This window comes from Amycolatopsis sp. DG1A-15b (assembly GCF_030285645.1).
Lineage (GTDB): Bacteria > Actinomycetota > Actinomycetes > Mycobacteriales > Pseudonocardiaceae > Amycolatopsis.
In genome coordinates this window covers 3620187-3645777 of record NZ_CP127296.1, presented here as the reverse complement: position 1 = coordinate 3645777, position 25591 = coordinate 3620187, and the positions used below count along the sequence as shown (strand labels likewise).

Below are 25591 nucleotides of genomic sequence, written 5' to 3'. Positions count from 1 at the left end.
ATCGGCGAGCAGGAGACCAGATGAGCATTGTCGGGACCAGGGTGGTCCGCCGGGAGGACCGGGATCTGATCACCGCGGGCGGCACGTACGTGGACGATCTGCGGGCGGAAGCGCTTTCCGGAGCCGCGCACGCGGTCTTCGTGCGAAGTCCGGTCGCGCACGCGCGGATCGGCGGCATCGACGTGAGCGCGGCGAAGGAGGCACCGGGTGTGCTCGGCGTCTTCACCGCCGCGGACCTCGGCCTCGCCCCGCACCCCTCGGGGCCGGTTCCGGAACCGTGGCTGGCCGGGGATGTGGTGCGCTACGTCGGCGAACCGGTAGCGCTCGTCGTCACCGAAGAGCGCTACCAGCTGGCCGACGCGGCCGAGCTGGTCGACGTCGACTACGAGCCGCTGCAAGCCGTCGCGACGATCGAGGCGGCCCTGGCGGCCGAGACGCTGCTGTTCCCGGACCACGGCAGCAACATCGTGCAGGTCAACGGCGCGGAGGAGTTCGACGACGGGATCTTCGGAGACTGCGAGGTCGTCGTCACCCAGACCATCCTCAACCAGCGCGTCGCGCCCGCGCCGCTCGAAGTGCGCGGCGCGGCCTGCGTGTGGGGTGAGGACGGCCGGCTGACGGCCTGGCTGTCCACGCAGAACGCCCAGATGGCTCGCGGCCAGCTGGCGGCGAGCCTCGGCGTCGGCGAAGAGTCGGTGCGGGTGATCGCGCCGGACGTCGGCGGCGGGTTCGGCGCGAAGATCGGCGCGGACCCGGAGGCGACCGTGCTCGGCTGGGCCGCCAAGCGGCTCGGGCGGGGCGTGCGCTGGGTCGAGTCGCGCAGCGAGAACCTCACGGCCATGACGCACGGCCGCGCGCAGCGCAACACCGTGACCATCGGCGGGAAGCGCGACGGCACGGTGCTGGCGTACCGCCTCGACGTCGTCCAGGACGCCGGCGCGTACCCGCGGATGCTGCTGCTGCCGACGCTGACCGAGCTCATGGCCATCGGCGTCTACCGGTTCCCCAAGGTCGAGACGCGCAGCCGCGCGGTCGTCACCACCACCACGCCGATCGGGGCCTACCGCGGCGCCGGCCGCCCGGAGGCGACCGCCGCCGTCGAACGCGCGATGGATCGCTTCGCCGCCGAAATCGGGCTGGACCCGGCGGAAGTCCGCCGGGTCAACTTCATCCGGCCGGAGGAGTTCCCGTACCAGTCGCCGACCGGGGCGTCCTACGACACGGGCGAGTACGCGGCGGCACTGGACAAGGCCCTGGACGCCGCCGGGTACGCGAAGCTGCGGGCCGAGCAGAAGCGGCGGCGGGACGCGGGCGACCCGGTCGAGCTGGGCCTGGGCATCGCGGCCTACGTCGAGATCACCGGCGGCGACGGCGGCGGCGAGAGCGGCCGCGTCGACATCCACCCGGACGGCTCGGTCGTCGCGTGGACCGGCAGTTCGCCGCACGGGCAGGGACTCGGCACGTCGCTGGCGATGCTGCTGTCCGACCAGCTCGGCGTCCCGCTGGAGAAGATCACCGTCCGCCACGGCGACACCGACGAGGTGCCGAAGGCGGTCGGCACGTTCGGTTCGCGGTCGCTGCAGCTGGGCGGCTCGGCGATCCGGCAGGCGGCCGAAGAGGTGATCGCGCAGGCCCGCGACCTGGCGGCCGACCTGCTGGAAGCGGCGCCGGACGACCTCGAGCTGGACGCCGAACGCGGGGTCTGGCAGGTCCGCGGCGCGCCGTCGAGCACCGTGCTCAGCTGGGCGCAGGTCGCCGAGACGGCCGGCGGGGGCAAGCTCTCGGCCGACGTCTGGTTCGGCGGCGGTGCGCCGACGTTCCCGTTCGGCGCGCACCTCGCCGTCGTCGAAGTCGACACCGAGACCGGCAAGGTCGAGCTGCGCCGGATCATCGCCGTCGACGACGCCGGCCCGATCGTCAACCCGCTCACCTTCCGCGGTCAGCGCCACGGCGGGCTCGGGCAGGGCGCGGCGCAGGCGCTCATGGAAGTCGTCACCTACGACGAGGACGGGAACCCGACGACCGCGACGCTGGCGGACTACTCGTTCATCACCGCCGTCGAGCTGCCGGACTTCGAGCTCGTCGACATGGCCACCCCGACCGACCGGAACCTGCTGGGCGTCAAGGGGATCGGCGAGGCGGCGACGATCGGTTCGACGCCGGCGGTGCACAACGCCGTGGTGGACGCGCTGTCCGCGCGCGGCGTCAAGCACTTGGACATGCCCACGACGCCGATCCGGGTCTGGGCCGCACTCGAGGAAACGCGGAAGGGAAACGCGCAGTGAAGGTCTCGATCGAGGTCAACGGGCGGTCGCTGACCGAGGAGGTGCCGGACCGGACGCTCCTGGTGCACTTCCTGCGCGACACCGCCGGCCTGACCGCCACGAACATCGGCTGCGACACGACGTCCTGCGGCGCCTGCACGGTGCTGCTCGACGGCGAGTCGGTGAAGTCCTGCACGGTGCTGGCCGCGCAGGCCGACGGCCACGCCGTCACCACCGTCGAGGGACTGTCTTCTTCGGACGGTTCGCTGCACCCCGTGCAGCGCGCGTTCCGGGAGCAGCACGGCCTGCAGTGCGGGTTCTGCACCCCGGGGATGATCATGGCGTCGGTGTCCCTGCTGGCCGACAACCCGAAGCCGACGCGCGACGAGGTCCGCGCCGGTCTCGAGGGCAACCTCTGCCGCTGCACGGGGTACCACAACATCGTCAGCGCCGTGGTCGACGCGTCGGGTCAGGAGGTGGACCGGTGATCCCCGCTTCGTTCCAGTACCTGCGCGCGTCCACAGTGGACGAGGCACTGACGTTGCTCGCGTCGCACGGCGACGACGTGAAGGTGCTGGCGGGCGGCCACTCCCTGCTGCCGCTGATGAAGCTGCGGCTGGCGGCACCGGAGTACCTGGTGGACATCGGCCCGCTCGACGAGCTGCGGTACGTCCGGCTGGAGGGCGACGAGGTCGTCATCGGCGCGTTGTCCCGGTACAGCGCGCTGGTGCGGGACCCGGTGCTGCTGGAGCACGCGCCCCTGCTGGCCCACGTGTCCGGCGAGGTCGGCGACCGCCAGGTACGCCACCGCGGCACGATCGGCGGCTCCCTGGTCCACGCGGATTCGGCAGCCGACCTCCCGGCGGCGGTCCTGGCCTCGGACGCGGTCCTGGTGGCCCGCGGCCCGGCGGGTGAGCGCCGCATCCCGGCGGCCGAGTTCTTCCTCGGCCCGTTCACGACACCGCTGGAGCCGGCGGAACTGCTGACGGAGATCCGCCTCCCGGCCCAGACGGGCCAGGGCTGGGGCTTCGAGAAGTTCACCCGCCGCGCGATCGACTGGGCGATGGTCGGGGTGACGGTCGTGGGCGGCCGCGTCGGCCTGGTGAACATGGGCGGAGTCCCCCTGCGCGCCAAGGCCACGGAGGAGGCCCTGGCGGCCGGGGCATCGATCGAAGACGCGGCGGCGTTGGCGGCCGAAGGAACGAACCCACCGGACGAGCCCCACGCGACGGCGGACTACCGCCGCCACCTGGCCCGGGTACTGACGCGACGGGCGTTGACGCAAGCCGCGCGGTGAGCCGCGGGGGCGGCACTTCCCCCGGTGCCGCCCCCGTGATCGCGATGGCCGATTCCCGCCAGCGGCGAGTCCCGTGTGGACGGCAGGATCGGTGGCGTGAAAACTGTTGCGCACACGGCCATCGAGCCCGGCATCCTGTACTTCGGTACTCCGGTGGTGTTGATTTCCAGCACCAATGAGGACGGTTCGGCCAACCTGGCCCCGATGTCCTCGGCGTTCTGGCTCGGCTGGCGCGCGGTGCTCGGGCTGGGAGCCCGGTCGAAGACCGCGCAGAACCTGCTGCGCACCCGGGAAGGCGTCCTGAACCTGCCGTCGGAGTCGATGGCCCCGGCGGTGGACCGGCTGGCGCTGACGACCGGATCGGACCCGGTGCCCGAGGGCAAGCGGGAGCGCGGGTACTTCCACGTGGCGGACAAGTTCGGGCGGGCCGGGCTGACACCGGTGGCGTCTTCGACCGTGGAGCCGCCCCGGGCCGCCGAGTGCCCGGTGGCCATGGAGGTCGTGGTCGAGGCGGTGAATCCCGTGGGGGACGACGGGGGAGTGGTCGCCTTCGAGGTGCGCGTGCAGCGGGTTTTCGTGCACGAGTCGATCCGCGTGGCCGGCACCGAGGACCGCATCGATCCCGACGCCTGGCGGCCGTTGATCATGAGTTTCCAGAAGTTCTACGGGCTGGGGCCGCAGGTGCATCCTTCGACGTTGGCCCGGATCCCGGAGCGGCTGTATCGGGGGCCGGATATCGAGCGGGCTCGGCGGGTGGCTTTCAAGTAGCTTGCCCTTAGGTCCTTTCGCCCTTTCGGTAACTGTTCAGGCTATTTCGATGTTCGTTGGCAGCCAGGGGTTTCCGGTGACAGCGTCGCGGAGCGCGGTGATGATGTGGAGGCCGTTCTTGCGGGCAGTGGAGAGGTAACCGCGGACGCGTAGCCATGCGTGGGCGCCGTGCCGGGTGCGCCAGCCGCCGGAGATCTTCAGCTGGGCCTTGATCATCCGCAGGTCGCGTTCGGCCTGGTTGTTGGTGAACGGGACAGTCAAGTCGCGGGCAAATAGCAGCACCTGGTGCTGGTAGTCGCGCAAGCGCACCAGCAGGTTCCGGGTCTTGCTTTGCTTGCGATCCCGACTCGGTGGGTGCAGCAGTAAGCCGAGGTGGAGAGTGCGGACGAACCTCGAGATGAGCGGATCGCGGATGTGGGCGGGGATGGCGTCCAGGCCGGCGTCTCGTGCGGTATGGGCGGCGGTGTTGAGTTCTTTGAGCGTCTTGAACGCGATCGTGGGCCAGGTGTGCTCGGGGTGGGCTTCGCCGGCCGCGACCAGTTCGCGCAGGTGGTGGGCGTTGCAGCGGGCATGTTCGCGCCCGAAGTCCTGATACGACATCAGCCCGTCGTGGACGGCGACACCGCGGAAGTAGTTGAGGATCCCGAACTCGTCCATCGCCTCGCCACCGCGCTGCCGGTGCGGCAGATAGGCGGTCAGATGTGGGGTGCAGGCGACGTGCAGCCACCAGTTCCGGCCCTCGACCCGGATGCCGGTCTCGTCGAAGTGCGCCACCGGCGCTACCCGCAATGCCTGCTCGACCCGCTGGGCGAACTCGTCGAGATTGGCGGCGACCGGAGTGAGGACACCGGCGACCCAGCCGGTCGAGACCGGCAGCCCCATGAGGTCTTCCAGCAGCTGCGCGGTTCGCGCGACCGGGATGTGCTGGTAGGTCAGCAGATACGCCGCCAGCGCGGTCACGTTCGGCCCGTAACAGGCGGGTGCGGTCGCCTCGGCCGGCGCGGGCGCGGTGGTGACGTGGCGGCATCCGCGGCACCGCAGCCGGTGCAGGCGATGCTCGGTCACCGACGGACGCACCTCGGGCAGGTCCACCACCTGCCGGCGGGTCACCCCGACCTCGTCGTGCCGGCGAAGCTCGGTGCCGCATCCCGAGCACGACGACGGCTCATGATCCACGACCCTGTCGGGGTCCTCAACCAGCGACAGGCTCGCCCCCGGCGCTCCCGGCTGCTTACCCCGCTTACGGTTGGTCTTGCCACGCAACGACTTCGGCGCCGGTTTGCTGAACCGGTCCGACGACGGCGGCATCGACGAATTACCCGAATTCATCCCGAGGCGGCGTTTCAGCTGGGCGACCTCGTCCCGTAGCCGGCCGATCTCCTCCCGCGCACGCGTGAGCTCCACCGCCTGCGCTGCGACCAGCGCGGCCAGCTCGTCATACGACGGACGAACACCTTCCCCCACAACAAGATCATCCCACAGGCCCACTCACAGCCCGACAACGACCTGAACAGTTACCCCTTTCGTGTGATGAACCTGTGTTCGAATCTCGGTAATCTGGGGTTATGTCCGACAACAACGTGGCTGTCTCCTCCGATGCGGTGGCTCTTGCCGACCGCATCGGTGAGCTGGTCGCGTGTATGCGGTCGGCGGAGGCCGAACTTGGTGCGCTGCTGGTGGAAATCGAGCAGCGCGGGGTGATGGAGCTGTTCGGCTACCGCTCTGTGGCCCGGTTGTTGGAGCATCTTGTCGATGTTCCGAAGCAGGCTGGCGAACGGATGGTGAGACGCGCCCGCGCTCTCAACCCGGGCCGTAACCTTGATGGCAGCCCGATTCCCGCTCTCGCGGCCGCGACCGGTGTTGCCGCCCGCGCCGGACGGCTGAGCAACCCGATGATCGACGTGATCACCGGCGTCCTCGCCCAGGTCCCGCCCGAACATCATGCGAGCGTCGAGGCCGACTTGCTGACGTTCGCTGCCGATGCCGGGCACAAGCAGGTCGCCGCCCTCGGTGCCCGCATCCTCGCCCACCTGGCTCCCGACGGCACCGAGCCCGTCGACACTGAACCCGCCACTCTCACCCGCGAACTGTTCTTGCGTCGCAAGCGAACCGGGGTCTGGGAGTTGAACGGCACGTTCGACGACGAAACCGGCACCCGCACCAGCGCCCTGCTCGACGCCCTGGCTGAACGCCGCACCAGCGACGACGGCCCCGACCACCGCACACTGCCCCAACGCCACGGCGACGCCTTCTCCGACGCGGTCGACCTCGCCCTCAACTCCCCGGAACTGCCCATGCAGGCCGGGGAACGAGCCCATGTGATGGTCGCAGTGTCGCTAGAAGACCTGAAGACCGGTGTCGGCACGGCCACGCTCGGGGACACCGGCGAGATGTCCGCCGCCGAAGCCCGCATCCACGCCTGCGACAGCATGCTCATCCCCGCCGTCCTCGGCGACAAAAGCGAACCCCTCAACCTCGGGCGCCTCCGCCGCCTCATCTCCGCCGGACTCCGCCGCGCCCTCTACCTACGCGACCGTGGTTGCGCCTTCCCCGGCTGCCATCGGCCGCCACGGCATTGCCAGGGTCACCACATCCGTCACTGGGCCGACGGCGGTCCCACCGACCTCACCAACCTGGTCCTGATGTGCGCCCATCACCATCGGCTCCTGCACCGCTCGGGCTGGGAAGTCCGTATCGTCGCCGACGGGCTACCGGAATTCCTCCCACCCAGGTTCCTCGACAAACGCCGAAAACCCAGGCGCAACAACCTCCACCAACCACTTCCCTTCGCAGCCTGAACACGGGAAAGGCCCGCAGCCACACGGCTGCGGGCCCGAACCCGCGCCCGCACAACGGTGGACCGGCTGCTGGCAGCGGTCACCGGAGGTCGATGGCTCCGGCACGGACCAGGATTCACCGCCGGACGGCCGACAACAGCCCCGCTGGAAGTGACCCGTCGCCGGAAGTCCCGCTGAACTCGCTGGATCTCACTTCGAAGAAGCGCCCCGAGATGCGGCGGTCGAGGCAATCATCGCGACTGCCACCAACGCACTCGCCGCCACGATCGCTACTGCTGCATCCGGGGAGTGCGCCACAGTCACTGTCGCCGCGATCGCCGCCGCACGATCGCCGCCGCCGTCGTGGTCGCCGCCGGGCGCCGCCGCAACTGTGGAATCCGCGGTGACATGTGCCATCCGGCCTCCGAGCCGGGCGAGCAGCGAAGTGGCGTTGCTAACCCAACTCAACTCAGCCCAACTGGGCCCGGCGCAACCCAACTCAGCCCAACCGGGCTCAACCCAACCCCGGCCCAGCCAAGCCGGGCCCGACCCGACCCAACCGGGCCCACCCGACCCGGCCCAGTCCAACCCAGCCCCACCAGCGCTTCCACCTCACACACCCGCACCCCGGCGCCCCGCCCACCAGGCCGAGTCCCGTCACCTCGCCAGCCAAAACCGCCCCTTCCTCACCAGGCCGAGACCATGGTCACTCCGTCGGGCGATCTGCTGGTTTGCCCGCCTGGTCCAGGGGATCGTGGTCTTTCGGGCATCCGGGTGGCGGTGCCGACGCCCACCACCGCAGCACTGCTAATGTTCATCAAGGAACTTGCTTGAAGGTTTGACGAAAAGGATCCGGCGAGGGGAAATGGCGGAGCGGTTCGAGTTCGTCCTCGAGGTCTTCGAAGCACTCGTCGTCGGGCGGGCTACCGGGGGCGATGTCCGGCGGTACCCGCTCCGGGCCGGGAACCTGCCCACCGATCCCGTGCGGTTCGTGCGCGTGGCCCGGCAGGTCTACGACGCACTCGAGGAGCGGCGGCTCTCCGTCTCCGGTGAGCTGCACCCCGGTGTCCGGACCGCCTTCGAACTGCTCGCCGAACCTCGGATCTCGGTCGCCGTCAGCGGGATCGATGGGCTGGGGGCCGATGTGGCCGTTCTCGTCGTCAGTGACGGTGCCCAGGCGCTCGGGATCACGCAGGCCCCGGACACCGATGAACTGCTGTTCTCGCTGTTCGCCGACGAAGACCTCGTCGAGGTCGTCACCGGGGTACTGCCGCCGGCTCCCGCCGCCAGTACCGGGACGCACGTCGTCCACCGGGCCGCCGGGCGGGAGGTTTCCGCCATGACCGCGAAGCGGATCGCGGACGCCGAGTTCGACGAAGAAGAGACCGATGCCTTCGGGATGATCGAGGTCAAGGCCGTCGTGCGGCCCGGGCGGCGGCCGCCGGCTCCGAAACCGTCGGATGTCGCCGTGCTCGAACGGGTGCTTGCCGAACCTCGGCTGGGTGGCGGGCACATTGCCGTCACTGCGCAGGGGCGGCGGGGCGAACGGCTCGCCGGTGAGCCGCTGAGCTGGCTCGACACCGCCGACGGCCGGTACCTCGTGCACACCCGGACGGGTGAGGCCGGGGAACTCACCGCGGAATACGTACCCGCCGGGCGGGCCGACCTCGCGCGCGCCATCCGTGACGCGATCGCCGCTGTCTACTGATCGGGGAGGAACCGTCCTGATGACCGAAGAGACCGCGGCCACGGCCCAGGCTCTCCAGGCCGCCGTGCAGATGCAGGCCGCCGCGACCCCCGAGGCCAAGACGATGGCCGCCGTGCGGGTCGGGCTCGCCGGGGCGCAGCTGAAGCGGCTTGCCCAGAGCGGTGGCTTCGCCATCGACGACACCACGGGTAACCAGCTGATCGAGGCGCTGGAGGGCGTGCTCGAGTCGCTCGAGCAGCGCTGGGCGAACCTGCAGCGGTTGCACGACGCGCCGGCGATGAGCCGGACCGCCACCGGTCAGTGGGTGTCCGCGCACATGGTCAGCACCGCCGCCGACGAGCACGGCCTGGTCACCCAGCTGCAGGCCGCGCGGCAGGAGTTCCCGACCTACATCGAAGCCATCAAGCTGGCCAAGAAGAACTACAAGTCCCGGGAAGAGACCACGCGCACGACGCTGACCTCGCTCCCGACCGCCGACCAGAGCTGAGGGAGACCGTGGCACCCACCGCCGAGTCCGTCTCGGACCCGTCGTCGCCGGACTACAACCCGCGCAGTCCGCTCTACGACGTGACCGCCGATTCGTCGTCGAAGTACTACGTCGGGCCGCTGACCACGGACAAGTCGCCGTCGGGCGACCAGATCCGCGAAATGGCCACCAGGCAGGTCGACGACGAGATCCGGCGTGGCTGGCTCGGCCCGGTCGTCGACCCCGTGCTGCGCGACCGGAAGATCCAGGAGCTTTACCAGCGGCACCTCGACGACGCCAAACACGGCCTCGACGAGGGCCTCGCCATGCGGGAAACCGGCGGGGCGCCGCGCACGCTGTGGAACAACGCCAGCCACGAACAGATGAACGAAGCCATCACGCTGGACGCCAACCCGGCGACCGTCGCGGAAACTTCGGAAGAATGGGTGCGCGTCGGCAACGACCTCGGCACCCACCAGAAGACCCTCGCCGACGCGATCAACGCCAGCACCAACAACTGGCAGGGCGGCGCCGGGGACGCCGTCCGCGAGCACCTCGCCGGTGTCGGCAAGTGGCTGGGCGCGACCGCGCAAGGGGCGACGCTCGCCGGCCGGCAGCAGGAGATCCACTCCCAGGCGCTCAACGAGACCCAGCGGCAGATGGCCGCGAACCCGCCGGTGCAGTTCGACCTGCAGTCGACCAACCAGCGCCTGATGTCGATGACCGACCCGGTGCAGTACGCGGCGGCCGCGGGCGAGGCCATGCAGACCTACCGGGCGCAGCAGGCCGCGCGGGAGCACGCCGCGCAGATCATGACGCAGTACGACGAGACCATCGGCGCCGCGGTCGCCACCCCGCGCTTCCCGGCCCCGCCGAAGCTGCCGACGGCGACGGCGACAAGGCAGAACGTCGTCGCGCGGGGCGGCTCCGGTGCGGGTGGCGGTGACGTGCAGCCGCTGATGGCGCGCACGGCGATGGACGGCGTGACCCCGCAGACCCCGGTCGACGCCAACGCCGCGGCTCTGGGCGGCGGCGCCGGCGGCGCGGGCGCGGGCATCCCCGGCGACGGCTCGGGCAGCGGCGGCTCCGGCTTCTCCGGCAGTGGTATCCCAGGCAGTGGTATCCCGGGCGACGGCAGCGGCTCCGGCAGTGGTGGTTCGGGGAGCGGCGGTTCGGGGAGCGGCGGCTCGGGCAATGGCTTCTCGGGCAGTGGCATCCCGGGCTCCGGTGGCCCGGGCAGCGGCGGCTCCGGCTTCTCCGGCAGTGGTATCCCGGGCAGTGGCATCCCGGGAAGTGGCATCCCCGGCGGCGGTGCGGGTGGCGCGGGCTTCACCCCGCCGAACTTCGACGTCCCCGACACGCCCGCCGGCGGCAACTTCAGCGGCGCCGGCATCCCTGGCTCTTCGCTGCCGCACTTCGACGACTCCACGACATCGTCGGGCTTCACGCCCTCGGGGATCGGCGGCGGCGGAGGCACCGGCGGCAGCGGGTTCACCCCGCCGTCGATCCCGAACATCCCGGACATCTCCGGCGGGGGTGGGGGCACCGTCCGCGGCGGCAGCCCGATCCCCGGGTTCACCCCGCCCGGCATCGACCCGCTCACCGGCCTGCCCACCGGCACCGGCGGGCTCAACACCCCCGGCGGCGCCAAGATGCCGACCATCGGGCGCGGCGGCGGGATCAACGGCGAAAGCATCGCCAGCCGGCTCGGCGGCTTGGGTGGCGGCGGGGGCGCCGGCGGCGGCTCTCTCGGCGGGATCGGCGGCTCCGGGGCCGGTGGCGCCGGAGCCGGTGGCGCCGGTGGCGGTGTGCGCGGCACGGGTGCGGGCAACCTCAGCGGTGGTGCCGCCTCCGGCGCGGCCGCGGAAGCCGAAGCGGCGGCGGCGCGCAACGCGATGTCGGGCCGCGGTACGGCCGGGGCCGCGGGATCGCCGGGCATGGGCGGTATGGGCGCCGGCCGCGGCGGCAAGAAGGAAGACGACAAGGAACACAAGTCGGCCGACTACCTCGAAAGCGACGACCCCAACTTCTTCGCCGGCGAGGAGGCGGTCGCGCCGCCGGTGATCGGGGACTGGAAGAACCAGGATTGGAAGTGACGGCATGACGGCCCCCGGCTTCGAGGTCGAACCGGATGACCTGGTCGCGCACGCGAGTCACGTCGAGAGCCTGGTGGACCGGCTCAACACGGCGAGCTCGGCGGCCGACACGGCGATGTCCGACCACGCCTACGGACTGCTGTGCGCGTTTCTCCCGCCGATCATCCGGCCGACGGGTGAGCAGGCGAAGGACGCGCTGACGGCGTCGGTGGAAGGCGTGCGCGGGCTGGCCGACAATGTCACGTCCGCCGCGAAGTCCTACCGGGAAGGCGAAGAGGGCAACGCGCAGCCGTTCGAGCGTCAGCTCGCGTCGTCTTCGCGCACGGAAGAGAAGGTGCGGTCATGACCGGGCCCAACGGGCTGGGTGACCTGATGCGGGACCCCGACGAGACGATCCGCCGGATGGACGACTGGGCGGCCGGGTTCGCGGCGAAGGCGCAGCGCTACCAGGCGGCGCAGGAGCAGACCGAACGGCTGCGGCTGACCGCGACCAGCTCCGACGGCGCGGTCAGCGTGACCGTCGGCGCGGACGGCACCGTCACCGACCTGACGTTCTCGAACAAGGTCAAGTCGTTCCCCCTCGAAGAGCTGTCGCGGCAGATCCTGACGACGATGCGCCGGGCGCAGTCCGGCATCGCCGACCGCGTCGCCGGCGTGATGGCCGAGCAGCTCGGCGACGAGGACCGGGAAACCCGCGGCGCGCTGCTCGACTCCCTGCGCGGCCGGTTCCCCGATCCGGACGAACCGGACGAGCAGCCGCCCGTCCCGCCCGCTCCGGTGCCGCCGGCCCCCACGGGTGGCGCGGCCGTGCCGCCCGCCCCCGGAACCCCGCCGACGCCGCCGCGCCGGCCCGCCGCTGCTGATGATGAGGACAACAATCCGTGGTGAATCCGCTGGTCGCGGAGACGAAGGATTCCACGAAGGCGTATTCGGGCATTTCGCTGCTGGAGTCGGCGAACGACCTGAAGTCGGCCATCGAGAGCGGGGACTGGGCGTCGGTCGCGCTGGGTTCGGTCGGGACGGCGCTGGACGCGTTGTCGATGGCGATGGACCCGTTCGGCGCGATCCTCGCCGCCGGGGTCGGCTGGCTCATGGAACACGTCGGCCCGCTCAAGGAAGCCCTGAACGGCCTCACCGGCAACGCCGACGAGATCGCGGCGCAATCCGAGACGTGGAAGAACGTCGCCACCGAGCTCGGCAGCATCGGCGAAGACCTCACCGGCATGGTGAAGGCCGACACCGTGTCCTGGACCGGGAACGCCGCGGACACCTACCGCCAGCGCGCGCAGGACACCGTGACGCTCCTGGAAACCGCGCAGAAGGGCTGTGAAGGCGCTTCCAGCGGGGTGAAAACCGCCGGTGAGGTCGTCGCCGCGGTCCGCGCCCTGGTCCGGGACATCATCGCCGAACTGGTCGGGCACCTGATCAGCTGGGCGCTGCAGGTGCTGTTCACCCTCGGCATCGGCCTGACCTGGGTCGTGCCGCAGGTGATCAACGCGGTCGCGAAGACCGCGTCGAAGATCGCCGACCTGGTCAAGCGGCTGGTGACGGCGTTGAAGGCGCTGGTTCCGCTGCTGAAGCGGGCGGGTGATCTGTTCGCGGACGCGGCGAAGGCGTTGCGCAACATCAAGCCGGGTAAGGCCGCGCCGCCGCCGAAGCACGCCGACATCAAGAGCGGTCCCAAGGACATCGGTGGTCCCAAGGGCAAGGGCGGCCCGGACGCACCGCCCCCGAAGACCGACCCGCCGCCCAAGGGCGACGACAGCACCACCGCGTCCGGAGCCAAAGGCGGCCCCGACGCACCGCCCAAGACCGACCCGGCCCCGGCCCCGAAGGGACCCGACGACCCCCCGAAGAGCCCCGACCCGACCCCGAACGGCTCGACCACGCCCTCGGGCGCGGGCAAGGGCGGCGGCGGCAAGAGCCCCGACACCACGAGCCCCTCGTCGAACAAGCCGGACACCCCGCGCGATCGCGGGGTCGGCGCCGACGACCGGGTCTGCAAGTCCGACCCGATCGACGTCGCGACCGGCGAGATGGTGCTCGCCCAGGCGGACGTCGACTTCCCGGGGCCGCTGGCGCTCGTGCTGGAGCGCACCCACGTGTCCTCCTACCGCGCGGGCAGGCTGTTCGGCGCCTCTTGGGCGTCCACAGTGGACCAGCGACTGGAGCTGGACGACGAGCACGCCTGCTACTTCTCCCCGGACGGGATGATCCTCGTCTACCCCCTGCCGGTGCGCGGGGCCGATCCGGTGTTCCCGCTCGAGGGGCCGCGCTGGACGCTGGCGATCGACGAGGAGACCGGCGCCTACGTCCTGGACGACCCGGCGCAGCGGCGGACCCTGACCTTCGCCGCGCCGTCCGGGCCCGCCCCGGCGCGGGGCGTGCGCGTCCTGCCGCTGACCGGGATCGAAGGCGGGGACGGGCGCACGATCGCCGTCACCCACGACGGGGACGGCCGGCCGGTTTCCTGGCGCCATTCCGACGGGTACCGCGTCGACCTGCGCATCCAAGGCGGCCGCCTGCGCGAGCTGACGGTCGTCGACGCCGCCGGGACGTTGACCGTGCCGGTCACCTCGTTCGACTACGACGACCGCGGCCGGCTCGCCGCCGTCGTGAACTCGTCGGGCCGCCCGATGCGGTTCGACTACGACACCGACGGCCGGATCACCGGCTGGCAGGACCGCAACGGCGCCTGGTACCGCTACGTCTACGACCAGGCGGGCCGCTGCGTCCGCACCGTCGGCGACCAGGGCTACCTGGACGGGAGCTTCGCGTACGAGCCCGGCGTCACCCGGCACACCGACTCCCTGGGCCACACCTCGACGTTCGAGCTGAACGCGCTGAACCAGGTGGTGCGCGAGACCGACCCGCTGGGCGCGGTGACCGAATACGTCCACGACCGGTACGACCGGCTGCTTTCGCGCACCGACCCGCTGGGCCGCACGACGACCTACACCTACGACGCCTTCGGCAGGCCCACCACGGTCACCCGGCCCGACGGGTCCACCGTGGACCTCAACGTGGACCCCGCCCAGCCGCTGTTCGCCAGCTTCACCGACGGCGAGCGGACGTGGAACCGGGAGTACGCGGGCGAACTCGGCGAAGGCGTGCCCGACCTGGCCACCGAGCAGATCGGGGTCGCGGGCGAGTTCGACTACGAGCGGCTGCTCGAGCAGCCGGAGGACGGCGGCGAGGACCACCGCGACCTGTTCGGCAGGCCGCGGGTGCGCACCGACGTCTTCGGCGGCCAGGTGCGCTTCGACTGGACGGTGGAAGGCCTGCGCGCCGCGCGCACCGGCCGGACCGGCGAACGCGAGCAGTGGCGCTACGACGCCGAAGGCAACGAGATCGAGCACGTCGACCCGGTGGGGGCGGTCGAGCGCGCCGAATACGGCCCGTTCGGGCTGCGGACCGCGAGCGTCGACGCCACCGGCGCCCGCACGGTGTACGGCTACGACACCGAGCTGCGCCTGACCTCCGTCACCAACCCCCTCGGCCTGACCTGGCACTACCGGTACGACGCGGCGGGCAGGCTGGTCGAGGAACGCGACTTCGACGGCCGGGTGCTGCGGTTCACCTACGACGCGGCCGGGCAGCTGGTGCGGTCGGTCAACGGGCTCGGCGAAGCGGTCGACTACACCCACGACGCGCTCGGCAACGTCGTCCGGCGGCAGACGCCGACCGGGATCACCACGTACGCCTACGACCCCATGGGCCGGCTCGTGCGGGCGACCGGCGACGACGTCGTGCTCGAGTTCGAGCGGGACGCGGACGGCCGGGTGCTGCGGGAGACCGTCGACGGACGCAGCGTCCTGTTCTCCTACGCCGACGACGGGACCGTGCTCGCGCGGCGCACACCGTCCGGAGTGGACAGCCACTGGACGCAGGACGCGGCGGGGCACCCGGCGGCGCTCGCCTTCGCCGGGCACGCGGTCCGGTTCCAGCACGACGCGGCCGGCCGCGAGCTGCGCCGCTCGGTGGACGGCGCGCTGGAGCTGGCCCAGACGTTCGACGCGGGCGACCGGCTGACCGGCCAGGTCGTCGCCACCCCCGGCGCCGGGACCGTGCAGCAGCGGCGGTACGAGTACCGCGCGGACGGCTCGCTCGCCGCGGTCACGGACGCGCTGACCGGCGTCACGCAGTACCGCTACGACGCGGCCGGGCGGGTCGTCGAGGTCGCGGCCGCCGACCACCGCGAGAACTTCCGCTACGACGCGGCGGGCAACCTCACCGAGACCGCGGTGGACGGGCCCTGGCCGGTCGACGCGGAGGTGGGCTCCCGCGGCTACGCCGCCAACACCCTGACCGGCGCGGGCGCGGTGGCGTACGCCCACGACGCGCAGGGCCGGCTGGTCGCCCGGCACGTGCAGATCCCCGGTGGCGTCCTGACCTGGACGTTCACCTGGGACGCGGTCGACCGGCTGATCGGCGTGCGCACCCCGGACGGCACCCAGTGGCGCTACCGCTACGACCCGCTCGGCCGCCGGATCGCGAAGCTGCGGCTGACCGCCGACGCCCGCGTCGCCGAGCGCGTCGACTTCGTGTGGGCCGACACGCAGCTCGTCGAGCAGGTGCACACCGACGCCGAGGGCCGGCGGCGGGTGCTGACCTGGGAGCGGCACCCCGGGGACGACCGGCCGCTCGTCCAGGCCGAGCTGGTGGACGGCACCCGGCGGCTGCAGGCCGTGGTCACCGACCAGATCGGCGCGCCCGCGGAGCTGGTGGCGCCCGGTGGCACGCTGACCTGGCGGGCGCGGTCGGGCCTGTGGGGCAAGGTCGTCACGGCCGGGGGCACGCCGCTGCGGTTCCCCGGGCAGTACGCCGACCCCGAGACCGGCCTGCACTACAACGTCTACCGCTACTACGACCCGGTCACCGGGCGGTACCTCAGCCAGGACCCGCTGGGCCTCGGCCCGGCGCCGAACCCGGCGGGCTACGTGCCGAACCCGCTGGTCGGCGCCGACCCGCTGGGCCTGATGCTGACGGCGCCGTGCGGCAAGCCGCTCAGCGGCGGCGCGGGCGGCTCGCGGCCGCCGAAGCGACCGGGCGGCGGGCACGGCCCGGGACAGCTCGGCCAGCCGTCGAAGAAGCCGAAGACGTCCGGGTCGGGGCCGGGCCGCAGCACGAAGCAGGGCGGCGGGACCCAGGGCGGCCGCTGGGACGGCGACCGCCCGTACGGCAAGGGCGACTCCAACAACGCCCGGAACCCGCCGCAGAAGGGGCACCTCACCGACGTCGAGGACCTCAACAAGGCGGCCACGAACAAGCAGCTCACGCCCGAACTGCAGAAGTACCTGGCCGACAACGGCATCAACCCGAAGGCGAAGTGGGTCAAGGGACACCTGGAGAACGACAACATCGGCGGGCCGGGCACGTCGAGCAACATGACGCCGCTGACCACCAAGGCCAACAGCGCGCACAAGAACGGCATCGAAAACAGCGTCAAGGAACTGATCGGCCGGGCGAACAGCGACGCCTGGAAGCGGGAGGGGCTCGACGGGATCGGCATCAAGTACCACGTGGAGGTCAGCCCCGACGTCAAGTTCCCGAACTCGAAGAACCCGTTCGAGCAGTCGATCCGCGACCACCTGGTGATCAAGGCCGAGTACACCGGCATCGACCAGGCGGCCCTGGACAAGATGGCCCGCAACGGCATGTCGAAGCTGCCCGAGCTGCCGCCGGTCGGCACGAAGATGGACACGGTCACGGGCGTGTTCACCACGCCGGACGGCAAGGTGTGGACGAAGGGGACGAAGGGACAGGACTTCAGCGGACAGGGTCTGGTCTGGAACGGCCGCTGAAACCCGGCTCGACAGACGGCTTCCGGGGGTCGACACTGGGCTGATGACCGGCCTGATCACCGGAAGCCGTGTCCGGCTGCGGCCAGCTGCCGCCCCGGACGCCGCCCGGTTCGAGGAGATCCTGTCGCACCCCGAAGTCGCCCGCTGGTGGGCCGACGCCGAGGAGCCGGTGGCCGCCCAGGTGTCCTATCTGCTGGACCCCGACGAAGGCACCACGACCTACGCCATCGAGCTCGATGACGTGACGAACACTGTCGTCGGCATCGAACTCGCCTTCGAAGAGGCCGACCCGCAGTACCGCCACGCCGGGATCGACATCGCGATCCACCCGGACTTCCAGGGCCACGGCCTCGGCTCGGACGCCATCCGCGCGCTGGCCGAGTACCTGTTCACGGAGCGGGGGCACCACCGGCTGGTGATCGACCCCGCGGCCGGCAACGAGGCGGCGATCCGGCTCTACCGGTCGCTGGGCTTCCGCCCGGTCGGCACGATGCGGTCCTACGAGCGCGGCCCGGACGGCGACTGGCACGACGGGCTGCTGATGGACCTGCTCGTGGACGACCTGGTCCCGGCCACCGACCCCGCACTAGCCGGCTCGTGAGCGGCCGCGCGGTCGCGGCCCGGCCCTTGCGGCGGGTCGCCGTGGCGAGCGCGGTGGGGACCACCATCGAGTGGTACGACTACTTCATCTACAGCACGGCGACGGCGCTGGTGTTCGGCAAGCTGTTCTTCACGACGCTGTCGCCCGCCTCCGGGACCCTCGCCGCGTTCGCGACGCTCGGGGTCGGGTTCCTGGCCCGCCCGGTCGGCGGCATCCTCTGGGGCCACTTCGGCGACCGCGTGGGCCGCAAGGCGATGCTGGTGCTGTCGCTGCTGCTGATGGGCGTGGCCACCGTCGGCGTCGGGCTGCTGCCGACGTACTCCGCGATCGGTGTCTGGGCGCCCATCCTGCTGCTGGTCCTGCGGCTGCTGCAGGGCCTGAGCGCGGGCGGCGAATGGGGCGGCGCGGCGCTGATGGCGGTCGAGCACGCGCCCGAGGACCGCCGTGGCCGGTACGGCGCGTTCTCGCAGATCGGTGTTCCGGCCGGGTTGATCCTGGCGCAGTTGATGTTCTTCGTCCTCGGCCGCGCGCTGACCGACGCGCAGTTCGCCGCGTGGGGCTGGCGGGTGCCGTTCCTGGCGAGCATCGTGCTCGTCGGCATCGGCCTGGTGATCCGGCTGCGGATCGAGGAAAGCCCGGTGTTCTCGCGGTTGCGGGAGGCGGAGGAGCGCAGCAGCCGGCCGATGGTCGACGTGCTGCGCGAGCGGCCGCGGGCACTGCTGGTGGCCTCCGGCAGCTTCATCGCCAACACCGCCATCGGCTACATCTTCCTGGCCTACTTGCTGTCCTACGGCACCTCGGTGCTCAAGATCAACCGCACCACGCTGCTCGTCGTGGTGATCGTGGGCAGCGTGACGTGGCTGGTCAGCATCCTCGTCGCGGCCGCGTGGTCCGATCGTGTGGGCCGCAAGCCGGTGTACCTGGCCGGATCGGTGCTCCTGGTGGTCTGGCCGATCCCGTTCTTCCTGCTCGTGGACACGCGGGTGACGGCGTGGCTGCTCGTGGCCGTGATCGTGCTCAACGTCGGCCTCGGTGCCACCTACGGGCCGCAGTCGGCGTTGTTCGCGGAGCTGTTCGAGCCGCGCTACCGCTACAGCGGCGCTTCGTTCTCCTACGCCGTGGGGGCGGTGCTGGGCGGCGCCTTCGCGCCGTCGATCGCGGTGTCGCTGCAGGCAGCCACCGGCACTTCGCTTTCGGTGTCGCTCTACCTGGTGGCGGTGGCGGTGCTGAGCCTGGTCGCGGTGCTGTTCATCCCCCGGGATCAGAGCCGGTCGAGCCGGACGGCGGCGGCCATCCGCTCGTAGCCCGCGTCGCCCGGGTGAAGGTGGTCGCCGGAGTCGTAGGCCGGGAGCATCCGGAGCGGGTCGGCCGGGTCGCGGACCGCCGCGTCGAAGTCGATGACGGCGTCGAAGACCCCGCCGGTGCGGATGAACGCGTTCACCGCCTGGCGGGTCGCTTCGAGGGTGTCGTCGTAGACCCGCCAGCCCTTGAACGGGGTGAGCGTGCCGCCGAGCACCCGGATCCCGCGTGCGTGCGCCTGCGCGACCAGCTGGCGGTACGCCGCGGCGATCGCGGCCGGGTCGGTCTGGTGCGGGTCCTGCTGGATGTCGTTGATGCCCTCCAGCACGATCAGCGTCCGCACGCCGCCGACGCTCAGGACGTCCCGGTCGAAGCGGGAGAGCGCGTTCTGGCCGGCGCCGGAGCCGGGCACGTCGAGCAGCAGCCGGTTGGCGCTGATGCCGGCGTTGAGCACGCCGTAGCGGCCGTGCAGCCGGTCGGCGAGGTAGTCCGGCCAGCGGTGGTTGGCCGCCGTGCCCGACCCGAAGCCGTCGGTGATCGAGTCGCCCAGTGCCACGATGGAGGCTTCCGCTCCGCCCTGGACGTCGACGCCGGAGACGTAGTGCCACACCGACGTCTGCTCGGTGTACGGCGCGCCGGACTCACTGGCCGCGAAGTCGCCGTTGCGCGTGAAGTACGACGTCTGGGTCGCGAGCGGGTGGTAGGTCACCGGTCCGGACTTCGCCGGCACGTAGGTCGTCACGAGCAGGTTGGCGTCGGCCGGGACCCGGAGGTCGACCGGATCGCTCAAGGCCTCGGCGCCGGCGGGCACGACGACGCTCGGAGCGCCGCCGAACGCCAGGGACCGCAGGGTGCCCGGCACGGCGTCCGGCCCGGTGCCCTGGACCGCGACGGTCACGTGCCCGAAGGCCAGGGGAGCGGCGCCGAACGCGTTCGACAGGTGGACGCGGGCGCGGCTGCCGCCGGCGCTGGTGTGCACGACGTTGCGGATCGAGTAGCCCGGGTAGCCGTCCGGGGTGTTCGGCACGGCCGCCGCGGGCGCCGCGGCCCACGTACCCACCCAGCCGCCGACGGCGTGCTGGGCGAGCACCGGGGCAGCGCTTTCCGGGTTCGCGCTGCCGGACGTCGTGAGGAGGCCGATTCCCGCCAGGACGGCCGCGCTCACGGCCACGAAACGTCGCATCTCCCCACGGTCGCCCGCGGTCCGCGCAGCGGCGACCGCTGATCAGGTGAGGGCACCGGACAAGATCCGGGACAGCAACACTCAGAATGTGACACCCAGGCCGTGACACTGAGGGCGGGGCGGGCCCGTCCGGGATTCTGGGGATGCCGGACGGGCCCGCGCGAGGTGGCCGTTGCCGCGACGGCCGCTCGCCGGGGTACCCGGTCCCGATCGGGCGGAGGCTGGCCCGGATCGTTGCGTCGTGGTGACCCCGGAGGGCGTGTGCGAGACGCCCTCACCCAAAGCACGGCCGCCGGTGCGGGGTGGTTCAGCGCAGTTTCGGGGATTCTCGGCCCGGGGTGCCGCGCCGGAAAGCCGTGAAGGCCGCTCCCGGGTGGTTCCGGGAGGCGGCCTTCACGGCTTTCCGAGCGGGAGGCTCAAGCGGCGGCGGCGGGAAAACCGGTCAGGGCGCGGTGGCCCGCGTCGGTCAGTTCGGCGGGTGCCCACTGGCCGGGCGCGACGAGCCGGGTGGCTCTGACCAGCCCGGCACGGGCGAGGTCGTGGGCGGTGTTCTGGTCGCAGCAGGAGAGGCCGTCCACGCGGAGGTCGGGTTCGCAGCTGCAGCGGAGCTCGGCGCGCCCGTCGGCGATCGCCTTGAGCATGGCGATCGCGCGGCGGCTCAGCGCGTTCGGGTCGGTGGACATCGGTCTGGCCTTTCGGTGCGGCTGGGTTCTGACGGCGAGGGCTGCAGCTCGTTACCTAGGGATACGCGGCGAACACGAGCACGGTTCACCACGATCGGGCCGGTTGGCCCCTTGACATGACAGAAGCCAGCAAGCAGGCTCATTCATCGGATGAATCAGTTCCGCCAGCGGCAGATGCGCCTTCTGAGGGCAAACGCTGCCGTAATCCCGCCGTAGTCATCCGATCCCTGGAGGCTCAGTGCCGACCTTCCCCCGCCGTCAAGCTCTGGGCATCGCCCTGGGTGGTGCCGTCGCGCTCAGCGCGGCCGGCCGCACGCCCGCCGGCGCCGCCATTCCCGTGGACGCCGCCCCCGACCAGGCCGACACCCCGATCGTCCCGCCTCCGCCGCCGGTCCCGGTGGCCCTCGATCCCTGGTTCACGAACGACGGCATCGACAGCGCGTCGGCCACCGGCGGTGACTTCGACGGGTCCGGCTACACCTTCCCGGCCGAGCACCTGCCCGCCGGGCAGACCGTCACCGCCGGCGGTGTCCCGTTCGAGCTCGGGTCCGCGGCCGCCGGGGCGAAGAACAACATCGCCGCCACCGGCCAGCGGCTCGACCTGCCGAAGGGCCGCTACTTCGTCGCGTACTTCCTGGTCGCCGCCAGCTACGGCGCCACCGGCGGCACGGCGACCGTGCACTACGCCGACGGCAGCACGAGCACCGGCGCCCTGTCCGGGCCCGACTGGTACACGGCCACCGGTGCGCTCGTCTCGCCGTTCCGCTACGCGCCCGGCGGCGTCGTCGACAACAGCCCGGTTTCCCTCGCCATCGGCCAGGTCTGGGTCGACCCGGCGCGCGAGGCCGTCGCGCTGACCCTGCCCACGACGGCGAACCCGGCGCCGAACGTCTCCAGCCTGCACGTCTTCGCACTCACCCTCCAGCCGGTGGCCGTGGGTCGCTCGGCCCTGATCCTCGACGGCCGTTCGACGGCGAACCTGCTGACCGACGGCGGCCCGCAGGCCGCCGAGGCGACCATCGTCAACGCCGGAACCGTGTGGCTCGGCGCAGGCGACCGGATCAGCGTCACCGTCGACGTCCCGGGCGGCCGGACGACCGTGCCCGCGACCGTCCGCGCACTGGCGCCGGGGGAGCAGGCGACGGTCCGGCTCGGCCTGGCCCCGAACGCGTCCGTGCCGCCCGGCACCACGACGAACGGCCAGATCCGGGTCACCGCCGGCCGCGGCACGCTCGCCACCCAGCAGGTCCCGATCACCCTCGGCGTCCCCGACTTCCGGCCGGCCGACGCGTCGCTCTCGACGCACCGCGCGCCCTATTGGTTCAACGACAGCAAGTTCGGCATCTTCATCCACTGGGGCGTGTACGCCGTGCCCGCGTGGGCGCCGGTGGGGCAGCAGTACGCGGAGTGGTACTGGCAGAACCAGCAGGACCCGAACGGCGCCACCTACGCCTACCACCGGCAGAAGTACGGCGAGAACTTCACCTACGACGACTTCATCCCGCTCTTCACCGCGGCGAAGTTCGACCCGCGCTCCTGGCTGAACCTCATCGCGGACGCGGGCGCGGAGTACTACGTCCTGACGTCCAAGCACCACGACGGCTTCGCGTTGTGGGACACCAAGGTCAGCGACCGCAACTCCGTGAAGCTCGGGCCGAAGCGGAACGTCGTCGCGGAGCTGTTCACCGCTTCCCGGAAGTACACGCCCCAGCTGCGCAACGGCCTGTACTTCTCGCTGCCGGAATGGTTCAACCCGGACAACCCGTGGATGGGCCACGCGCCGCGCAACCCCTACACCGGCGCGCCGCTGCCCTACACCGGCTACACCGCGGGCAAGGACTTCGTCCGCGACTACCAGGCACCGCAGGTCCTCGAGCTGATCCGCGAGTTCGACCCCGACGTCCTGTGGTTCGACATCGGGGGTGTCAACGACAGCCGGGCCGTGCTCACCGAGTACTTCAACCGCGCGAAGAACCGCAAGCGCCCCAAGGACGTCACCTACAACGACCGCGGCGGCATCCCGGACCACGACTTCACGACGCCGGAGTACACGACGTACCCGAACACCGTGGTGGCGAAGTGGGAGGCGAGCCGGGGCCTCGACCCGTTCTCCTACGGCTACAACCGCGCCACCCCCGACGACAAGTACATGACGGCGGAGGAGGTCGTCCGGACGCTCGTCGACATCGTTTCGAAGAACGGCAACTTCCTGCTCGACATCGGCCCGGACTTCGACGGCACGATCCCGGACGTCATGCGGAAGCACCTGCGGGACGCGGGCGCGTGGCTGAAGGTCAACGGCGAGGCGATCTACGGGACCACGTACTGGTCGAGGATGGCCCAGCTCGGCGACCTGCGGTTCACGGTCAAGCAGAACGAGGCGTTCTACGTGCACTCGTTGACCGCGCCGGGCAGCCGGGTGGTCGTCGACGCGCCGGTGCCGATCCGCAGCGGTGACCGGGTGAGCATGCTCGGCTACCGCGGGAACCTGCACTGGACGGTCGAGAACGGCTCGCTGGTGATCGACGTCCCGGCCGCGGCCCGGCAGGCGGGCCGCTACACCTGGGTGTTCAAGATCGCCTGGAGCTGACGCTGTGTCACCCTAACGATGTGTCACCCTGAAGATCGCCGTTCGGTCAGCGAACGCAGTTCCCGCGGGACCGGCCCGGGATGGACCACGCCCAGCCGCTGGGTGGCGCGCGTCATGGCCACGTAGAGGTCGTTGGGTCCGCGCGGGCCGGCCGCGAGGACGGCGGCGGGGTCGGCGATCACGACCGAGTCGAACTCGAGGCCCTTCGCGTCGGCCGGGGTCAGCAGCACCACCTCACCCGCGAGGTCCGGCGGCACCGGGAGTGACAGGGCGGCCGCCAGCTCGCGGGTCGCCGCGGCGATGATCGCCAGCTGCCCCCCGGTGTGCTCGTCGACGAGTTCGGCGAGCACACCGGGCAGGTCGTCGGCGGCTCGGCGCCACGGTGGCTCTCCACTCGCCCGCACCGATGTCGGCGCCCGCAACGCCGGGTGGTGGGCGGCGAGCAGCTTCGCCGCGGCCTCCATGATTTCCCGCGGGGTGCGGTAGCCGACGGTCAGCTCCGCGAGCCGGTGCGGCCGCGGCGCCCGTTCCCACGACGTGGCACCCGCCGCGCTCCCGGTCTGGGCCGGGTCCCCGACGACGGTCATCGACCGGGACGGGCACCGGCGCAGCAGCATCCGCCAGTCCATTTCGGACAGTTCCTGGGCTTCGTCGACCACCACGTGCCCGAACACCGGCACGCTCTCGCCGACCAGCGCGGCGGCTTCGTCCAGCAACGGGATGTCCGCGGCGCTCCACGGTCCCTCGACCACCTCCGCCGGGGTCAACGGCGGCCACAGCCCGTCGAGCACGTCCCGGACGCCGGTGTCGGCGAGCAGGGCCGTCCGCAACGCTTCCCGATCCACCTCGTCCAGCAGCGTTCGCGGGCTGTCGTCGTCGTCCGGGCCGAGCACGAAGCCCGCGGCTGCCAGCGCCCGCAGTTCGGCCTCGCCGAGGCGGCCGTCCGCACTGCCGCCGTCGAGCGCCTCGCCGGTCTCGGTGAACACCACCGCCTCCATCCGGGCGGCCAGTTCCCCGGTCAGCGTGGCGACGACCTCCCGGTGGAACACGTGACGAGCCTGGTTGTGCGGCAGCCCGGTCTCCCTGGCCTTCCGCACGGCCCGGCGGAGCGTCGCCGGATCCAGCCGCAGGGCCTGCTGCTCGAACTCGACGTCCACCGGCTCCTCGGGCACCCGGACGGTGGCCCGCACCGCCCCGGCCAGCCGGGCCGCCATGTCCGCCCGGCCCTTGCGGGCGGCTTCCGCCGCCGAGTCCACCCGGGTGACCACGACGCCGGGAACGAGGTCGGGCACGGTCGCCGTCACCACCCGGTTCTCGCCGAGCCCGGGCAGCACCTGGCCGATGTAGTCGAGGAACACCCGGCTGGGGCCGAGGACGAGCACGCCGCGGGTGCGCAGGTGCTCGTGGGTGTACAGCAGGTACGCGACCCGGTGCAGGGCGACGGCCGTCTTGCCCGTGCCCGGGCCGCCCTGCACGACGAGCACGCCCCGGGCGCCGTCCCGGATGATGCGGTCCTGCTCGGCCTGGAGTGTCGTGACGATGTCGCGCATGCGCCCGGTGCGCTCGGCCGTGACCGCGGCAAGCAACGCGGCGTCGCCGACCAGCCCGTCGCTCGGCCCGGCCGGGTCGAGCAGTTCGTCGTCCACGGCGACGACGGTCCGGCCGCGGGTGGTGATCCGCCGCCGGCGCAGGACTTCGCCCGGCTCGGCGGCGGTCGCGGTGTAGAAGGGCCGGGCGGCGGGCGCGCGCCAGTCCACCAGCAGGGCCTTGTCCTTCTCGAACAGCCCGATTCGCCCGATGTGGACACGCCGGCCACCGGTCAGGTCCAGCCGGCCGAAGCACAGCCCGTCCTCGACCGCCGCGAGCCGCGCCACCTCGGCCCGCCACACGTCCGAAGCGTGGCCCCGGGCGAGTGCGGCGGCCGCCTCCTCGCGCAACGCGTCGAGGCGGGCGTAAAGAACGTTCACGTGGTCCTGCTCCGCGGCGATTTCCGGCATGCCGGAGAGCGTGCCCGCAATCTCGCGGGAAGTGCAGTCTTGTTCTTCTTGACAGCGT

18 protein-coding genes are annotated in these 25591 nt (G+C 71.8%); 14 read left to right on the top strand and 4 right to left on the bottom strand.

What is annotated here, in order from left to right:
• Positions 1 to 20: 20 nt before the first annotated feature.
• The 4 genes from QRY02_RS16470 (at position 21) to QRY02_RS16455 (ending at position 4329) form a co-directional block, all read left to right on the top strand.
• Positions 21 to 2285 carry a xanthine dehydrogenase family protein molybdopterin-binding subunit gene (locus QRY02_RS16470; RefSeq protein ID WP_285992401.1) on the top strand — a complete coding sequence of 755 codons (2265 nt, stop codon included), beginning with the start codon at positions 21 to 23 and terminating at the stop codon, positions 2283 to 2285.
• Positions 2282 to 2752 carry a (2Fe-2S)-binding protein gene (locus tag QRY02_RS16465; RefSeq protein ID WP_285992400.1) on the top strand — a complete coding sequence of 157 codons (471 nt, stop codon included), beginning with the start codon at positions 2282 to 2284 and terminating at the stop codon, positions 2750 to 2752. The genes QRY02_RS16470 and QRY02_RS16465 overlap by 4 nt, the downstream gene beginning before the upstream one ends.
• Positions 2749 to 3561 (top strand): FAD binding domain-containing protein, encoded by an 813-nt coding sequence (locus QRY02_RS16460; RefSeq protein ID WP_285992399.1) that lies wholly within the window; start codon positions 2749 to 2751, stop codon positions 3559 to 3561. Before QRY02_RS16465 ends, QRY02_RS16460 begins: the two co-directional genes overlap by 4 nt.
• A gap of 96 nt (positions 3562 to 3657) precedes the next feature.
• Entirely contained in the window at positions 3658 to 4329 is a 672-nt protein-coding gene (locus QRY02_RS16455; RefSeq protein ID WP_285992398.1) for a flavin reductase family protein, read from the top strand.
• A 36-nt stretch (positions 4330 to 4365) separates the two neighbouring features.
• Here QRY02_RS16455 and tnpC read toward each other — a convergent pair whose 3' ends face one another.
• On the bottom strand, positions 4366 to 5817 hold the full coding sequence (tnpC, locus tag QRY02_RS16450; RefSeq protein ID WP_285992397.1) for an IS66 family transposase: 1452 nt from the start codon (positions 5815 to 5817) through the stop codon (positions 4366 to 4368).
• A gap of 77 nt (positions 5818 to 5894) precedes the next feature.
• Between tnpC and QRY02_RS16445 the strand changes: the two genes are divergently transcribed.
• The 9 genes from QRY02_RS16445 to QRY02_RS16405 all read left to right on the top strand — a co-directional run bounded on the left by QRY02_RS16445 (position 5895) and on the right by QRY02_RS16405 (position 19085).
• Complete coding sequence (locus QRY02_RS16445) at positions 5895 to 7127, top strand: HNH endonuclease signature motif containing protein (RefSeq protein WP_285992396.1); 1233 nt, start codon at positions 5895 to 5897, stop codon at positions 7125 to 7127.
• Positions 7128 to 7971: 844 nt separating this feature from the next.
• Complete coding sequence (locus QRY02_RS16440) at positions 7972 to 8814, top strand: ESX secretion-associated protein EspG (protein ID WP_285992395.1); 843 nt, start codon at positions 7972 to 7974, stop codon at positions 8812 to 8814.
• Positions 8815 to 8833: 19 nt separating this feature from the next.
• Positions 8834 to 9301 (top strand): hypothetical protein, encoded by a 468-nt coding sequence (locus QRY02_RS16435; RefSeq protein ID WP_285992394.1) that lies wholly within the window; start codon positions 8834 to 8836, stop codon positions 9299 to 9301.
• 8 nt (positions 9302 to 9309) lie between these two features.
• Positions 9310 to 11376, top strand: a complete 2067-nt coding sequence (locus tag QRY02_RS16430; RefSeq protein WP_285992393.1) for a hypothetical protein — start codon at positions 9310 to 9312, stop codon at positions 11374 to 11376.
• Between the two features lie 4 nt (positions 11377 to 11380).
• Complete coding sequence (locus QRY02_RS16425) at positions 11381 to 11722, top strand: type VII secretion target (protein ID WP_285992392.1); 342 nt, start codon at positions 11381 to 11383, stop codon at positions 11720 to 11722.
• Positions 11719 to 12264, top strand: coding sequence for a YbaB/EbfC family nucleoid-associated protein (locus QRY02_RS16420; protein WP_285992391.1), 546 nt, complete (start codon positions 11719 to 11721; stop codon positions 12262 to 12264). Before QRY02_RS16425 ends, QRY02_RS16420 begins: the two co-directional genes overlap by 4 nt.
• Entirely contained in the window at positions 12258 to 17180 is a 4923-nt protein-coding gene (locus QRY02_RS16415) for a DUF6531 domain-containing protein (RefSeq protein ID WP_285992390.1), read from the top strand. The genes QRY02_RS16420 and QRY02_RS16415 overlap by 7 nt, the downstream gene beginning before the upstream one ends.
• 43 nt (positions 17181 to 17223) lie before the next feature.
• On the top strand, positions 17224 to 17781 hold the full coding sequence (locus tag QRY02_RS16410) for a GNAT family N-acetyltransferase (protein WP_285992389.1): 558 nt from the start codon (positions 17224 to 17226) through the stop codon (positions 17779 to 17781).
• Complete coding sequence (locus tag QRY02_RS16405) at positions 17778 to 19085, top strand: MFS transporter (RefSeq protein WP_285992388.1); 1308 nt, start codon at positions 17778 to 17780, stop codon at positions 19083 to 19085. The genes QRY02_RS16410 and QRY02_RS16405 overlap by 4 nt, the downstream gene beginning before the upstream one ends.
• Here QRY02_RS16405 and QRY02_RS16400 read toward each other — a convergent pair.
• Entirely contained in the window at positions 19043 to 20263 is a 1221-nt protein-coding gene (locus QRY02_RS16400) for an SGNH/GDSL hydrolase family protein (RefSeq protein ID WP_285992387.1), read from the bottom strand. The genes QRY02_RS16405 and QRY02_RS16400 overlap by 43 nt on opposite strands.
• Before the next feature lie 416 nt (positions 20264 to 20679).
• On the bottom strand, positions 20680 to 20946 hold the full coding sequence (locus tag QRY02_RS16395) for a hypothetical protein (RefSeq protein ID WP_013227053.1): 267 nt from the start codon (positions 20944 to 20946) through the stop codon (positions 20680 to 20682).
• 238 nt (positions 20947 to 21184) lie between these two features.
• Between QRY02_RS16395 and QRY02_RS16390 the strand changes: the two genes are divergently transcribed.
• On the top strand, positions 21185 to 23536 hold the full coding sequence (locus QRY02_RS16390) for an alpha-L-fucosidase (protein ID WP_285992386.1): 2352 nt from the start codon (positions 21185 to 21187) through the stop codon (positions 23534 to 23536).
• 23 nt (positions 23537 to 23559) lie between these two features.
• On the opposite strand, the gene QRY02_RS16385 is transcribed toward QRY02_RS16390, so the two are convergent.
• Positions 23560 to 25533, bottom strand: a complete 1974-nt coding sequence (locus tag QRY02_RS16385; RefSeq protein ID WP_285992385.1) for a HelD family protein — start codon at positions 25531 to 25533, stop codon at positions 23560 to 23562.
• Between the last annotated feature and the right edge of the window lie 58 nt (positions 25534 to 25591).